Raw genomic sequence first — 14,357 nt, 5'->3', positions numbered from 1 at the left:
ATGTTTAAACTTGCATTGGCTGCGCTCGTTTCGCTGCTGTTCGCGTTCCAGCCAGTCCACGCTGCGGGCGCGGGGGCCGGCGCCGGCGCCACGGCCAACAAGGGCCAGGTCGTCAAGAAGAAACAGAAGGCCCGCGCCGCGAAGCGCAAGGCCGTACCGCGCAAGGCGGTGCGCGGCAAGCGCCAGGACCTGGCGCAGGCCATCGCCAACGACAACCGCCAGCGCATGGTGCGCCGCGTGGAAATGGTGCGCGGCAAGCGCAAAGTCACTTACCACGTCGTGCGCCGTGCCGGCGCCGCCGCGGTCGCCGCGGGCGCCGTGGCCTACGATCCCCGCACCGCCGGCGACGCCGCCGGCCTGCGCGGCACCAGTGACCCGCTGTCGCTGCGCTCCAGCGTCGCCCTCGTGCTCGACCAGGCCAGCTCGGAAGTGCTGTTCGAGAAAAACGCCAATATCGCCCTGCCGATCGCCTCGATCACCAAGCTCATGACCGGGCTGGTGGTGGTGCAAGCCAAGCTCGACCTCGACGAAACCCTGCGCATCAGCGACGCCGACGTCGACCGCCAGAAATATTCCAGCTCGCGCCTGCCGGTCGGATCGCGCATGACGCGGCGTGAACTGCTGCACATCGCCCTGATGAGTTCCGAAAACCGCGCCGCCTCGGCGCTCGGCCGTAACTATCCTGGCGGCATCGACGCTTTCGTGGCCGCCATGAACGCCAAGGCGCGCGAACTGGGCATGAAGGACACGCATTACGTCGACGCCAGCGGCCTGTCGAGCCGCAATGTATCGAGCGCGCGCGACCTGGCGCGGCTGGTGTCCACCGCCCACCAGGAGCCGCTGCTGCGCGAATTTTCCACGACGCCCAATTCCATCGTGAAAGCCAGCGGCCGCCCGATGCGCTACGCCAATACCAATTACCTGGTGGCGCTGCCCGACTGGAATATCGGCCTGCAGAAAACCGGCTTCATCAACGAAGCGGGCCGCTGCCTCGTCATGCAGGCGGCAATCCACGGACGTAACGTGATCATGGTGTTCCTGGATTCGAAGGGCAAGATGTCGCGCACTGCCGACGCCGGCCGGGTGCGCCGCTTCCTCGAGGCGCTGGCGCCGGTGGAAGTACTGGCGCCCGGTACCCTGGGCAATACCGGCATCACGCCGGTCATGAGCGCCGCGGCGCCCGGCCTGCGGTAATCAGATGGCCGGGACGGAGCGGTAGCCGAGCGTCGCCGAGATGCTGGTGGCCGTCTGCACCAGGTCTTCCAGCCATTCTTCCTGCAGGCGGTCGGCCGGGGCCGAGATCGACAGGCCGGCGACCAGCTTGCCGCTGTCGTCGAAGATGCCGGCAGCCATGCAGCGCACGCCCAGTTCCAGCTCTTCGTTGTCGCGCGCATAGCCGCGCGCGCGCACCAAGCTCAGTTCGCGCTCGAAGCGCGCCAGGTCGGTGATCGAATTCTTGTTGTGGCCCGCCAGGCCGGTGCGCGTGGCGTAGGCGCGGATGGTCTTGGCGTCGTCGATCGACAGGAACAGCTTGCCGGTGGAGGTCAGGTGCAGCGGCGCCCGGCCGCCGATCGCGCGCACCACCTGCATGCCGGAACGTTCGGAATAGGCGCGGTCGATGTAGACGATCTCGTCGCCCTGGCGCACCGACAGGTTCACGGTCTGCTGGGTTTTCTTGTGCAGGGCGCGCATGAAGTCGAGCGCCGCTTCGCGCACCGAGAGGCGGCTTTTCACCACATTGCCCAGTTCCAGCAGGCGCATGCCGAGCCGGTAGGTGCCCGGCTCGACCCGGTCGACAAAGCGCGTGACGACCATGTCGTTGAGGATGCGGTGCGCGGTCGACGGGTGCAGGCCCGAGACCCTGGACAGCTCCTTCAGGCTCACCGGATCGGAATACGTGGCCAGCGCGTCGAGCAGAGCCACCATCCGTTCGATGACCTGGATCGAGGTCTTGGCAGGCAGGGCGGCCGGTTCTGGGTTTTCCATTTTCATGATGTGCTTGGTGCAGTGCAGTATTCCTTCTTTATACCATGATGTGAAACGCAGATGCAAACCGATGGGCCGCGGTGTGCAAGCTGTTGCAGGCCGGGCATAATGACAATCCTGCATTTACTTTGACCACCTCCATGGAACACCCGATCAGCGAGTTCAAGACCAAGCGCGGTATCGCCCGCCTCCTCGCGGCCTGCCGCAATACCGCCGACGGCCTGGCCTGGGCCTGGCGCAGCGAAGCGGCGTTCCGGCAAGAGGTCGTGGTGATCGCCATCGCCGCCGTGGTGGCCCTGCTGCTGCCGGTCTCCGGTTTCCAGAAACTGGTGCTGGTCGGCGTCATGATCCTGGTGCTGGTGGTGGAGATCATCAACTCGGCCATCGAGGCCATCGTCGACCGCATCTCGCTCGAGCGCCATCCGCTGTCGAAGGTGGCCAAGGACATGGGCAGCGCGGCCGTGGCGCTGACCCTGCTTTTGGCGCTTGCGACCTGGGCGGTTGTGTTGTACAACCGCTATCTGTAGGCCCGTCTGCCGGCCGCATATCCTTGCGCGCCGGCGCTGCACAAGCAAATAAGAAACTTGTCGTTTGCATCGGCGCTGCCTGCCCGTAGACTCGTTGCATTGCTTAGCCGCTATTGCTAGCCCCGCAGTTCAATTACATGGAGAGTTGATAATGACCTTACGCCTTGGCGATACCGCCCCCGACTTCGAGCAGGACTCCAGCATCGGCAAGATCCGCTTCCACGAATGGGCGGGCGATTCCTGGGTGGTCCTGTTCTCGCATCCGGCCGACTTCACCCCGGTCTGCACGACCGAACTGGGCCTGACCGCCAAGCTGCAGCCCGAATTCGAGAAGCGCAACGTGAAGGCGATCGCGCTGTCGGTCGACCCGGCCGACAAGCACCGCGACTGGATCCGCGATATCGAGGAAACCCAGCAGACCGTGGTCGGCTTCCCGATCATCGCCGACGCCGACCGCTCGGTGTCCACGCTGTACGACATGATCCACCCGGAAGCCTCGCTGACGGCCACCGTACGTTCACTGTTCGTGATCGATCCGGCCAAGAAAGTGCGCCTGACCATCACCTACCCGATGAGCACTGGCCGCAACTTCGACGAAGTGCTGCGCGTGATCGACGCCCTGCAACTGACCGACGGCTACACCGTAGCCACGCCGGGCAACTGGAAGGATGGCGACGACGTGATCATCCCGCTGACGGTGCAGGATCCGGCCGTCATCGAGCAAAAATATCCGAAGGGCTTCACCTCGCCACGGCCTTACCTGCGCCTGACGCCGCAACCGAATAAATAAGTCGCGCTTTGTAGGGTGGTCGGGTCCTCCCGACCGCGCGTTCGCACTGTGCGTGCGTTGACTGAACGCGTGGTCGGCCGAGCCGACCACCCTACGCATCGCCGCTGCATAAGCAAATAAGAAACCTGTTGTTTGCTAAACCGCTGAGTCCCCTTACCCTGAGCCTTAAATAGGGGTAAAGGCATGTCGACGACATACGTGGTTGCAGGTTTCGCAGTAGGGCTGCTGGTCGGCATGACCGGCGTGGGCGGCGGTTCGCTCATGACGCCCCTGCTGACCCTGATGTTCGGCGTGTCGCCCTCGGTGGCCGTCGGCACCGACCTGGCCTTCGCCGCGATCACCAAGGGCGTCGGCACCATCACCCACCGCTTCAACCGCACCGTCCAATGGCCGGTCGTGCGCCGCCTGTGCCTGGGCGCCTTGCCGGCCGCGCTGCTGTCGACCCTGGCCTTGGGCTACTTCGGCAACCTTGACCAGCACATCGGCCAGGTCATCCGCTATTCGATCGCCGGTTCCGTGATGCTGACCGTGGTGGCGCTGCTGCTGCGCGCCCGCATGCTGGCCTGGATTACCAAGCACCCCGAACGCCAGCTGCAGGGCAGGGCGCTGGCCGCCGCTACCATCGTCTCCGGCGCGGTGCTGGGCGTGCTGGTCACTGTGTCCTCGATCGGTGCGGGCGCCATCGGCGCCACGCTGCTGGTCATGCTGTACCCGCGCATGACGCCGGCGGAAGTGGCCGGCACCGACATCGCCTACGCCGTGCCGCTGACCGCGATTGCCGCGATCGGCCACTGGTGGCTGGGCTCGATCAACTGGATGCTGCTGCTGACCCTGCTCATTGGTTCGGTACCGGGCATTACGCTGGGCGCCATGATGGCGCGCAAGGTGCCGGAACGCTTCCTGCGCGCGCTGCTGGCGATGACCCTGACCGGCGTTGCCGCCAAGCTGGTGTTCTGAGGCCTCATACCAGGAACTGTCTATGCAAATGAGGAAAGTTTCGTTTGTAATATGAGGACTGCGTGCGAGCATGGCAGTCCGTTAGAAGAATTTGTAATAAGGACTCATCCATGACATCGCTCGCGCCTCCGCTAGCAGCGCGCAAACCTTCCGGCCGGGTCATCCCCGGTTTCGGCATCTCGCTCGGCTTCACGATTTTCTACCTGGCGCTGATCGTCCTGATCCCACTGTCGGCCGTCTTCCTCAAGACCTTCACCATGACCTGGGAAGCCTTCTGGAGCGCCGTGACCTCGGACCGCGTGATGGCGTCCTACCGCCTCAGCTTTGGCGCCTCCCTGATCGCGGCCTTCATCAACGTGATCTTCGGCGGGATCGTGGCCTGGGTGCTGGTGCGCTATACCTTCCCCGGCAAGCGCATCATCGACGCCCTGGTCGACCTGCCGTTCGCCTTGCCCACCGCGGTGGCCGGCATCACGCTCACGGCGCTGTACTCGCACAATGGCCTGATCGGCGAGCAGCTCGCCAAGATCGGCATCAAGGTGGCCTTCACCCCGCTCGGCGTGCTCATTGCGCTGACCTTCATCGGTCTGCCCTTCGTGGTGCGCACGGTGCAGCCGGTGCTGGAAGAGGCCGAGCGCGAACTGGAAGAAGCCGCCGCCAGCCTGGGCGCCTCGCCACTGCAGACTTTCTGGCGCGTGGTGCTGCCGACGGTCACGCCGGCCCTGCTGACCGGCTTCGCGCTGGCCTTTGCGCGCGCCACCGGCGAGTACGGCTCGGTGATCTTCATCGCCGGCAACCTGCCAATGGTGTCCGAGATCACGCCGCTGTTCATCATCACCAAGCTCGAACAGTACGACTACGCGGGCGCCACGGCGATCGCGGTGGTCATGCTGATCATTTCCTTCATCCTGCTGCTGACGATTAACCTGCTGCAGGCCTGGACACGCAAACGGGCGGGGAAAAAATGAGCGCCGTCCTCGACAACCTCAACGCCGCGCCCAAGGCCGCCGCACCGGTGCGCCGCTCGAAGAACAACGTGCTCGAACCGGACTGGGTGCGCTACCTGCTGATCGGCATCGCACTGGCCTTCCTGACGCTGTTCCTGTTCGTTCCCTTGGCCGCCGTGTTCACGGAAGCACTCAAGAAGGGCTGGGACACCTACGTCGAATCGATCACAGACCCGGACGCGCTGTCGGCCATCAAGCTCACGCTGATTGCCGCCGGCATCTCGGTGCCGCTGAACCTCGTGTTCGGCGTGGCCGCCGCCTGGTGCATCGCCAAGTTCGAGTTCCGCGGTAAAAGCATCCTGCTTACCCTGATCGACCTGCCGTTCTCGGTCTCGCCCGTGATCGCGGGCCTGATCTACGTGCTGCTGTTCGGCGCCCAGGGCTGGTTCGGCGCGTGGCTGATGGAACACGACATCAAGATCCTGTTCGCGGTGCCGGGCATTGTGCTGGCCACCATCTTCATCACCTTCCCCTTCGTTGCACGCGAACTGATCCCGCTGATGCAGCAGCAGGGCACCGAGGAAGAAGAAGCGGCGCTGGTGCTGGGCGCCTCCGGCTGGTCGACCTTCTGGCGCGTGACGATCCCGAACATCAAGTGGGGCCTGCTGTACGGCGTGATCCTGTGCAATGCCCGCGCGATGGGCGAGTTCGGCGCGGTGTCGGTGGTGTCGGGCCATATCCGCGGCGAGACCAACACCATGCCGCTGCACGTCGAGATCCTCTACAACGAATACAACTTCACGGCCGCCTTCGCAGTGGCCTCGCTGCTGGCGCTGCTCGCGCTGGTAACCCTGGCGGTGAAGAGCATTATCGAATGGCGCCTGCACGAAGCCCGCAAGGCCAGTACCAACGAACGAATGATGGAGCACGCAGCATGACGATCGAAGTCCAACATATCCGCAAGCAGTTCGGCCAGTTCACCGCGCTCGACGACGTGTCGCTCCAGTTCCCGGATGGCGAACTGACCGCCTTGCTGGGGCCTTCGGGCTGCGGCAAGACGACCCTGCTGCGCGTCATCGCCGGCCTCGAACATCCCGATTCGGGCGCCGTGCTGCTCGACGGCCAGGATTCCTCGCACCGCCACGTGCGCGAGCGCCAGGTCGGCTTCGTGTTCCAGCACTACGCGCTGTTCAAGCACATGACGGTGTTCGAGAATGTCGCTTTTGGTTTACGCGTCAAGCCGCGCAATGACCGTCCGTCCGAACAGCAGATCCGCGACAAGGTGCGCCAGCTGCTCGAGCTGGTGCAGCTCGACTGGATCGCCGACCGCTATCCGCCCCAGCTCTCCGGCGGCCAGCGCCAGCGCATCGCCCTGGCGCGCGCGCTGGCCGTGGAGCCGCGCGTGCTGCTGCTCGACGAGCCCTTCGGCGCGCTCGACGCCAAGGTGCGCAAGGAACTGCGGCGCTGGCTGCGCCGCCTGCACGACGACCTGCACGTGACCTCGATTTTCGTGACCCACGACCAGGAAGAAGCGCTGGAAGTGGCCGACCAGGTGGTCTTGATGAACAAGGGCCGGGTCGAGCAGCTCGGCACGCCCAGCGAGGTGTACAACAAGCCGGCCTCGCCCTTCGTCTACGGCTTCCTGGGCAACGTCAACCTGTTCCACGGCCGCGTGCACGAGGGCGTGCTGGCCAGCGGCGGGGTGCGCTTCCAGGCGCCGGAACACGCGGGCGTGCAGAACGGCGAAGGCATTGGCTATGTGCGCCCGCACGAACTCGACGTCACGCGCTACACGCCGGGCGAAGGCGACCAGGGCGGCGTCGTCGCGCGGCTGCGCCGCGCCCATGCGATCGGCCCGCTGGCCCAGCTCGACCTGGAACGTGCCGACAACCAGCAGCTGATCGAAGCGGTAATGCCGAACGAACTGTTCTCGCGCCACGGGTTCAAGGAGGGCGACACCCTGGTGGTCAAGCCGCGCCGCATCGAGGTCTTCGTCGACGCAGGAGAAGGCATATGAATTTCCAGCAGCTGCGCTCCGTGCGCGAAGCGGCTCGCCGCGACTTCAACCTGACCGACGTGGCCAATGCGCTGTTTACCTCGCAGCCGGGGGTGTCGCGCCAGATCCGCGAGCTCGAGGACGAACTCGGGGTGGTGATCTTCGAACGCAACGGCAAGCGCCTGACCGGCCTGACCCCGCCCGGCAAGGGCATCCTCAAGATCGTCGAGCGCCTGCTGGTGGAAGCCGAGAACCTGCAGCAGGCCAGCGCCGAATTCGCCGGCCAGGACAGCGGCACGCTCACGGTCGCCGTCACCCACACCCAGGCCCGCTACGCGCTGCCGCAGGTGGTGCAATCCTTCCGCAACGCTTTCCCCGGCGTGCGCATCGCCCTGCAACAAAGCGCGCCGGAGCACATCGCTGAATGGGTCCTGTCGGGCAAGGCCGATATCGGCATCGCCACCGAAGGCCTGTCGGCCTTCCCGGACCTGGTGTCCTTCCCGTGCTACCGCTGGAGCCACCTGGTGGTGGCGCCCGAAGGGCATCCGATCTTTTCCTCGCCCCAGCCGCTGCGCCTGGAAGACCTGGCCGAGTATTCGCTGATCACCTACGACCAGGGTTTCACCGGCCGCAGCCACATCGACGCCGCCTTCCGCGAAGCGGGGCTGGCGCCGGACATCGTGCTCACCGCGATGGATTCGGACGTGATCAAGCAGTACGTGTCGCTGGGGATGGGGGTGGGGATCGTCGCGTCGATGGCCTTCGATCACGGGCGCGACAAAGGCATGCGGGCGATCGAGGCGTCGCACCTGTTTGCGCCCAACGTGACGCGGCTGGCGGTGCGCAGGGGTTCGTATTTGCGGGCGTATGCCTTCCACTTCATCGAGCGCTTTGCGCAGGGGTATACCCGGGCGGACATCGAGAAGGCGCTGCAAGCGGAGTGAAGTTAAAGCTTAAGGCTGCGCAACTGAAATTGGGTCCCGGCGTGCGCCGGGACGACGTGCTGAGGGTGCGTGTCACGCAAATGTCCGTGAGCCGCTACTCTTAAAACCGTCGTCCCGGCGAAGGCCGGGACCCAATTTTTCATGCAACCCGCTCACTGCCCCACATTCGTATACCGCGCATGAATCTCATCAATCCCGCGCCGCACCTCCGCTGACAGCACCAGTTCCGCTGCATCGATGTTCTCTTCCAGCTGTGCCAGTGACGTCGCCCCAATGATGGTCGCCCCCACGAACCAGCGCGAATACACCCATGCCAGCGCCATCTGCGACGGCAGCAAGCCATGCGCCCGCGCCAGCGCCGCGTATTCCGCGCACGCCGCCAGCACGGCTGGCCGCACGTAGCGCGGGCTCCAGCCGGCCGGGAACACCGTCAGCCGCCCCACCGCCTGCGGATCATCGAGGTACTTTGCCGTCAGCTGCCCGAACGCGAGCGGGCTGTAGGCCAGCAGGCTCACCCCTTCGCGGAAGCACGCCTCGTCCATCAGGCTGGTTTCAAACGCCCGCGCCGTCAGGTTGTACAGGTTCTGCACGGTGGCGATGCGCGGCAGGCCGCGCGCTTCGGCGTGCTTGATGTATTCGCACACGCCCCAGGCGCTCTCGTTGGACACGCCGATGTGGCGGATCATCCCGGCTTGCACCATCTCGCCCAGCGCGCCGAGGGTGTCCTCGATCGGCACCGCCGGCCGCTCGGCCTGGGGATTGAAACTGCTGGCCCCGAAGATCGGCAGGTTGCGGCTCGGCCAGTGGACCTGGTAGAGGTCGATGTAGTCGGTGTGCAGGCGGCGCAGGCTGTCTTCGACCGCGCTGCGGATATTGGTGGCGTCCAGGTTGTGGCTGGCGCCGCGGATCCACGGCATCATCTTGTTCGGGCCGGCGATCTTGGTGGCCAGCACCACCTCGCTGCGGCGTCCGGTTTTTTTCAGCCAGCTGCCGATGAAGCGCTCGGTCGATCCCTGCGTGTCGCGGCTTGCCATGACCGGGTACATCTCGGCGGTATCGATGAAGTTGATGCCGCGCCCGAGTGCATAGTCGAGCTGGGCGTGCGCATCGGTCTCCGTGTTCTGCTCGCCGAAAGTCATGCTGCCGAGGCAGAGCTTCGACACCATCAAATCGGTCTGCCCCAGCTGCCTGCGTTCCATGGGCCTTCCTTTCAGCGGCGCAGCGCGGCGGCGCAATCGCGCACCAGTGCCGGGCCGGCGTAGATCAGGCCGCTGTAGAGCTGCACCAGCTGGGCGCCGGCCTCGATCTTGGCGCGCGCGTCCTCGCCGCGCATGATGCCGCCCACGCCGATGATCGGGAGCGCGTTGCCCAGTTCGGCTTTCAGCAGGCGGATCACGGTGTTGGATAGCTCGAACACCGGCGCGCCCGACAGGCCGCCGGTTTCCTCGCCGTGCTGCATGCCGGCAACCGCTGTGCGGCTGAGCGTCGTGTTGGTGGCGATCACGCCGTCGATCTTGTGGCGCAGCAGGGCGCCGGCGATATTGCGCACCTGGTCGCCGTCGATGTCCGGGGCGATCTTCAGGGTCACCGGCACATAGCGCTTGTGCTGGTCGGCCAGGCGCAGCTGCTCTTGCTTGAGTTGCGAAAGCAGGGAATCCAGTTCGGACTCGCCCTGGAGCTGGCGCAGGTTTTTCGTATTCGGCGATGAGATGTTCACCGTGACGTAGCTGGCATACGGGTAGACCTTGCGCAGGCAATGCAGGTAGTCGTCGGCGGCGCGCTCGATCGGCGTGTCGGCGTTCTTGCCGATGTTCAGGCCCAGCACGCCCTGCTTGTCCTGGTAGAAGCGAGACGCCTGCACGTTGGCCACGAACGCATCGACGCCGCCATTATTGAACCCCATGCGGTTGATGATGCCCTGCGCCTTGGGCAGGCGGAAGATGCGCGGCTTCGGGTTGCCGGCCTGGGGCCGTGGCGTGACGGTGCCGATCTCGATCGAGCCGAAGCCCAGCGCCGCCAGGCCGTCGATGTAGGCGCCATCCTTGTCCAGGCCCGCGGCCAGGCCGACCGGATTGGGGAAGCGGATGCCCATGACGGTGCGCGGGTCCGGCGCCGGCTTGGCCGAGAGCCCGGTCAGGCCGAGCGCGGCGGCGCGGCGCAGGAAGGGCAGGGTCAGGTGGTGGGCGCGCTCGGCGTCGAGCGAGAACAGGAGCGGGCGGGCGAGCTGGTACAGGAACTTGTCTGGCATGGGGGACTCGGGAGCGGGATTCCCGCTATTTTACCCGGCCCGGGGGCGGGCGTCGCTCAGCGCTCCAGCACGCTCCAGACGCCCTTGATACGCGCTTCCAGCGGGCGGAAGTTGATCTTGTAGGCCATCTTGGGGCTCTGCTCGATCCAGTAGCCGAGATAGACATATTGCAGACTGAGCTCGCGTGCCTGGTTCACCTGCCACATCACGTTGTAGGTGCCGAAGGAGGCGCCCGCCACGTCCGGGTCGAAGAAGGTGTACACCGACGACAGGCCGTCGGACAGCACGTCGATGATGGAGACCATGCGCAGGGTGCCGTCGGGCTCGCGGAACTCGACCAGGCGGGTGTTGACGCGGCTTTGCAGCAGGAACTGGGCGTACTGGTCGCGGCTGTCCTGGTCCATGCCGCCGCCGACGTGGCGGGTGGTCTGGTAGCGCAGGTAGAGCGCGTAGTGCTCGTCCGAGAAGGCCAGGTTGGCCACCATGGCCACCAGCTCGCCGTGGCGCTTCCAGGCACGGCGCTGGGTACGGCTGGGCACGAAATCGGCGCACTTCACGCGCACCGGGATGCAGGCCTGGCAGCCGTCGCAGTAGGGACGGTAGGTGAAGATGCCGCTGCGGCGAAAGCCGTTGCGCACCAGCTCGGAATACACGTCGGCGTTGATCAGGTGCGAGGGCGTGGCGACCTGCGAGCGGGCCTGGCGCGCGTCGAGGTAGCTGCACGGGTAGGGCGCCGTCGTGTAGAACTGCAGCGTGGCGAAGGGCAGGTCATTTAAGTGCGTCATGCAAAAGCTCTCGAGACGACGGGTTGCACCTATTTTAGCGAAATCGCGGCGGCGTCACCGTTAGCCAGCCAACGGTGCCACCGCGGCGGGCGCGCCGCCCAGCGGCGGCACTACTTCCCAGCGCGCGATGGCCGGCTCGCGGATGGCGCGGGCGAGGTGGGCCAGGAAGGCGCTGCGCGGGATCGGCGCAGCCCCAAGCGAAGCCAGGTGGCCGGTCTCCTGCTGGCAGTCGATCATCTGCACGCCGTGGCTGCGCAGGAAGGCGACCAGGTAGGCCAGCGCCACCTTGGATGCGTCCGGCACGCGCGCGAACATCGATTCGCCATAGAACATGCGGCCGATGCACACGCCGTAGGCCCCGCCCACCAGTTCGCCGTCGAGCCAGGCTTCGGCCGAATGGGCGTAGCCCATCGCATGCAGGCCGGTGTAGCCGTCGATGATGTCTTCCGAGATCCAGGTGCCGGGCCCGTCGCGGCGCGGGGCGGCGCAGGCCCGCATCACCTGTTCGAAGGCGCTGTCGAAGCGGATGTCCCAGGTGCCGTCGCCGGTGCGGCTGCGCTCGACGCGGCGCAGGGTTTTCCTGAGGCTGTCGCTCACCTTGAAGCGCTCGGTATGCAGCACCATGCGCGGGTCGGTGCTCCACCACAGGATCGGCTGGCCTTCGGAGAACCAGGGGAAGATGCCGTTCTGGTAGGCCAGCAGCAGGCGCTGCGGCGACAGGTCGGCGCCGGCCGCGAGCAGGCCGGGCGCATCCATCGTCAACGCCTCGGACACGTCGGGAAACGGCGAAGTCGGCTCGAGCCAGGGAATCATGCGGCCCTCGCTGGGTCAGTCGGGCTCGCGCGGAGCCAGCATGGGGCGCACGATGTCGCGGCTATGGAAACCGAAGCTGGCGCCCTCGCGCACTTTGACGCGGTCGGCGAAAAACAGTTCCAGCGTCGTGCGCACCGTGGGGAAGGCCAGGTCGTCCCAGGGGATCTGGTCTTGCGTGAACAGTTCCACTTCCAGGCTTTCCTCGCCCGGCGCGAAATGCAGGTTGCGCAGGCGCGCCAGGTAGAACAGGTGGACCTGGTGGACGTGGGCAACATTGAGCAGGGTGAACAGCTTGCCGAGCTCGACATCGGCCCCGGCTTCTTCCTCGGTCTCGCGCACCGCGGCCTGCTCGGTGGTTTCCTCGTTTTCCATGAAGCCTGCCGGCAGTGTCCAGTAGCCATGGCGCGGTTCGATCGCGCGCTTGCACAGCAGCACCTGCACCTTGCCCTCATGTTCCCAGACGGGAATGGAGCCGATTACCAGTTTTGGATTCTGGTAATGGATGGTGTGGCACTGCGGGCAGACGTAGCGCGGCCGGTTGTCGCCTTCGGGAATCGCCAGGGCGACGGGATGGGCGCACTCGGAACAGAATTTCATAGGGGGTCGAGAGGTTGAGAGTGTGCTTACTTTACACGGTTTTTCCCGCGCCATGCCGTGATCGGCGGTGGCCGGCGCGGCTTTTCCGGCGGCGGCTCCCGGCACGCATGAGGCATATCGTTCTGCAATTGCACACTATCGAAGGATTGGATTTGCCTATTACGCGCGTTGGGCGTATAATTCGTTTCACAGACGCGGGGTGGAGCAGTCTGGCAGCTCGTCGGGCTCATAACCCGAAGGTCACAGGTTCAAATCCTGTCCCCGCAACCAGATTCAGGAAAAGCCGTTGATTCGCAAGAATCAGCGGTTTTTTCATTTCCGCTCCGGTTTCCTGCGTCCACACGACGCAGCGCAAACCGGGCGCGTCCACCCGGAATGTTGCCGACCCCGCTTGGTCCAACTTGCGACGGCCATGCAGGCGCGCCTGCGCCGGCCCCCGACGCTAACGGACAGAGCACATGATCAACGTAGACGACATCAACGACGCCTGGGGCTGGGTCGGCTTGACCGCTGTCGAAGTCCTTGGGTCCAATGCATTCGGCAACCTCATCATCCGCGACGACGAAGGCCGCTACTGGCGGCTGCGTCCGCAAGACCTGTGCTGCGAGCCCGTCGCCGACAGCCGCGCGGCGCTCGACGCCCTGGCCTACAACCAGGATTTCCTGAACGACTGGTACATGCCGGAAGTCGTGCACCTGGCCGAATCCACGCTGGGCCCGCTGACGGAAGACCGCAAGTACTGCCTGCGCATCCCCAGCGCCCTGGGCGGCCACTACGGGCGCGACAACCTGGCCACCGTACCCTTGCCCGAGCTGATACGTTTTTCCGGCGAGGGCGCCCAGCAATTCGAAGGCATGCAGCTGTGGAACTAATACAGGCCTAGTCCGCTTCTTCGCCCAGGCTGGCCCACAGGTAGGCCGCAGCCATGGTCCGGTGCGGCGCGTAGCGCTCCAGCAGGCGCTGCGCCGCCGCGATGCCGGGCCGTTCGTCGCCGCCCAGCAATCGGTGCAGGGCGGTGCGGATCGCCACGTCGCCTTCCAGCGAGCAATCCGGGTAGCCATAGCCGCGCAGTAGCGCGTAATTCACGGTCCAGGGGCCGATGCCTTTGACCGCCAGCAATTCCGGCACTACCTCGGCCACCGGGCGCTCGCGGTCCAGCACCACGCCGCCGTCCATGACCAGCTGCGCCAGGCGCAGCAGGGTTTCCGCTTTGGCGCGCGAGAATTTCTTGCTGGTCAGGTCGTCCAGCGCCAGGCGCGCCACATCCGCCGCTTCCGGGTAGCACCACAGGCCGCTGGAATGCGGACGGCCGGCCAGCTCGATGAACGTGCGGCGCAGGGAAATCGCGAAGGGCAGGTTGATCTGCTGGCCGATGATGGCCCAGGTCAGGGCTTCGAAGATGGTGGCGGACTGCACGATGCGCAGGCCGGGCCGGCGCGCCACGATGGCGCCCAGCGCGGCATCGTCGCGTGCGAATGCGGCGAACGCGGCCGGGTCGATGCGCAGGCCCAGGATATTCAGCAGCGCCTCGCGGGCCCGTTGCAGCAGGGCCGGCGGTAGCGGCCCATCGGCATCCACCGTGCAGCTTGCCGCCTCGGCGGCGAAGTCCACCTCCAGCAGCACCGCGCTGCCGTCCAGCAGCACGCCCTTGCGCAGCCCCCCGGGCGTGAGCTGTTCGGCCAGTCCCTGCGTATCGCGCGCATGGAAGGACAGCACGTCCCCGGTGCGGTAGCCGGCCGGCAGGGCGATCGCGAACTGCGCCTGCAT

Annotated in this window: 16 protein-coding genes and 1 tRNA gene; 10 read left to right on the top strand and 7 right to left on the bottom strand. The window is 65.8% G+C overall.

Features of this window, described 5'->3' with window-relative positions; all coding sequences use genetic code 11:
- Positions 1-1,194, top strand: a complete 1,194-nt coding sequence (locus BM031_RS06140) for a serine hydrolase (protein WP_091872518.1) — start codon at positions 1-3, stop codon at positions 1,192-1,194.
- On the opposite strand, the gene BM031_RS06135 is transcribed toward BM031_RS06140, so the two are convergent.
- Complete coding sequence (locus tag BM031_RS06135) at positions 1,195-1,992, bottom strand: IclR family transcriptional regulator (protein WP_091872516.1); 798 nt, start codon at positions 1,990-1,992, stop codon at positions 1,195-1,197.
- A gap of 134 nt (positions 1,993-2,126) precedes the next feature.
- On the opposite strand from BM031_RS06135, the gene BM031_RS06130 reads away from it, so the two are divergent.
- From BM031_RS06130 to BM031_RS06100, 7 genes are all read left to right on the top strand, one after another.
- Positions 2,127-2,513, top strand: a complete 387-nt coding sequence (locus BM031_RS06130) for a diacylglycerol kinase (RefSeq protein ID WP_091872513.1) — start codon at positions 2,127-2,129, stop codon at positions 2,511-2,513.
- A 151-nt stretch (positions 2,514-2,664) separates the two neighbouring features.
- A complete protein-coding gene (locus BM031_RS06125; protein ID WP_091872510.1) occupies positions 2,665-3,303 on the top strand; it encodes a peroxiredoxin in 639 nt (212 codons plus the stop codon).
- 183 nt (positions 3,304-3,486) lie between these two features.
- On the top strand, positions 3,487-4,260 hold the full coding sequence (locus BM031_RS06120) for a sulfite exporter TauE/SafE family protein (protein ID WP_091872507.1): 774 nt from the start codon (positions 3,487-3,489) through the stop codon (positions 4,258-4,260).
- Positions 4,261-4,370: 110 nt separating this feature from the next.
- Positions 4,371-5,228, top strand: a complete 858-nt coding sequence (cysT, locus tag BM031_RS06115) for a sulfate ABC transporter permease subunit CysT (protein ID WP_091872504.1) — start codon at positions 4,371-4,373, stop codon at positions 5,226-5,228.
- On the top strand, positions 5,225-6,145 hold the full coding sequence (gene cysW, locus BM031_RS06110; RefSeq protein ID WP_091872501.1) for a sulfate ABC transporter permease subunit CysW: 921 nt from the start codon (positions 5,225-5,227) through the stop codon (positions 6,143-6,145). The genes cysT and cysW overlap by 4 nt, the downstream gene beginning before the upstream one ends.
- Positions 6,142-7,224 carry a sulfate/molybdate ABC transporter ATP-binding protein gene (locus tag BM031_RS06105; RefSeq protein WP_091872499.1) on the top strand — a complete coding sequence of 361 codons (1,083 nt, stop codon included), beginning with the start codon at positions 6,142-6,144 and terminating at the stop codon, positions 7,222-7,224. Before cysW ends, BM031_RS06105 begins: the two co-directional genes overlap by 4 nt.
- On the top strand, positions 7,221-8,147 hold the full coding sequence (locus BM031_RS06100; RefSeq protein WP_091872496.1) for a CysB family HTH-type transcriptional regulator: 927 nt from the start codon (positions 7,221-7,223) through the stop codon (positions 8,145-8,147). Before BM031_RS06105 ends, BM031_RS06100 begins: the two co-directional genes overlap by 4 nt.
- 152 nt (positions 8,148-8,299) lie before the next feature.
- Here the strand turns inward: BM031_RS06100 and BM031_RS06095 are convergent, their stop codons facing one another.
- The 5 genes from BM031_RS06095 to BM031_RS06075 are packed head-to-tail and all read right to left on the bottom strand — an operon-like array spanning position 8,300 to position 12,590.
- On the bottom strand, positions 8,300-9,346 hold the full coding sequence (locus tag BM031_RS06095) for an aldo/keto reductase (RefSeq protein ID WP_091872494.1): 1,047 nt from the start codon (positions 9,344-9,346) through the stop codon (positions 8,300-8,302).
- Between the two features lie 11 nt (positions 9,347-9,357).
- Entirely contained in the window at positions 9,358-10,395 is a 1,038-nt protein-coding gene (locus BM031_RS06090; RefSeq protein WP_091872491.1) for a quinone-dependent dihydroorotate dehydrogenase, read from the bottom strand.
- Positions 10,396-10,451: 56 nt separating this feature from the next.
- Positions 10,452-11,180, bottom strand: coding sequence for an arginyltransferase (locus BM031_RS06085; protein WP_091872489.1), 729 nt, complete (start codon positions 11,178-11,180; stop codon positions 10,452-10,454).
- Positions 11,181-11,240: 60 nt separating this feature from the next.
- On the bottom strand, positions 11,241-11,993 hold the full coding sequence (gene aat / locus BM031_RS06080) for a leucyl/phenylalanyl-tRNA--protein transferase (RefSeq protein ID WP_091872486.1): 753 nt from the start codon (positions 11,991-11,993) through the stop codon (positions 11,241-11,243).
- A gap of 15 nt (positions 11,994-12,008) precedes the next feature.
- Complete coding sequence (locus BM031_RS06075) at positions 12,009-12,590, bottom strand: NUDIX hydrolase (RefSeq protein WP_091872484.1); 582 nt, start codon at positions 12,588-12,590, stop codon at positions 12,009-12,011.
- Positions 12,591-12,783: 193 nt separating this feature from the next.
- On the opposite strand from BM031_RS06075, the gene BM031_RS06070 reads away from it, so the two are divergent.
- Positions 12,784-12,860 (top strand) — tRNA-Met (locus BM031_RS06070).
- Positions 12,861-13,048: 188 nt separating this feature from the next.
- A complete protein-coding gene (locus tag BM031_RS06065) occupies positions 13,049-13,462 on the top strand; it encodes a T6SS immunity protein Tdi1 domain-containing protein (protein ID WP_091872482.1) in 414 nt (137 codons plus the stop codon).
- 7 nt (positions 13,463-13,469) lie between these two features.
- Here the strand turns inward: BM031_RS06065 and BM031_RS06060 are convergent, their stop codons facing one another.
- Positions 13,470-14,357, bottom strand: coding sequence for a DNA-3-methyladenine glycosylase family protein (locus BM031_RS06060; protein WP_091872479.1), 888 nt, complete (start codon positions 14,355-14,357; stop codon positions 13,470-13,472).

Source organism: Massilia yuzhufengensis (assembly GCF_900112225.1).
Classification (GTDB): domain Bacteria; phylum Pseudomonadota; class Gammaproteobacteria; order Burkholderiales; family Burkholderiaceae_D; genus Telluria; species Telluria yuzhufengensis.
Note: the sequence above shows the minus strand (reverse complement) of the source record. Positions and strands in the feature narration are given on the sequence as shown.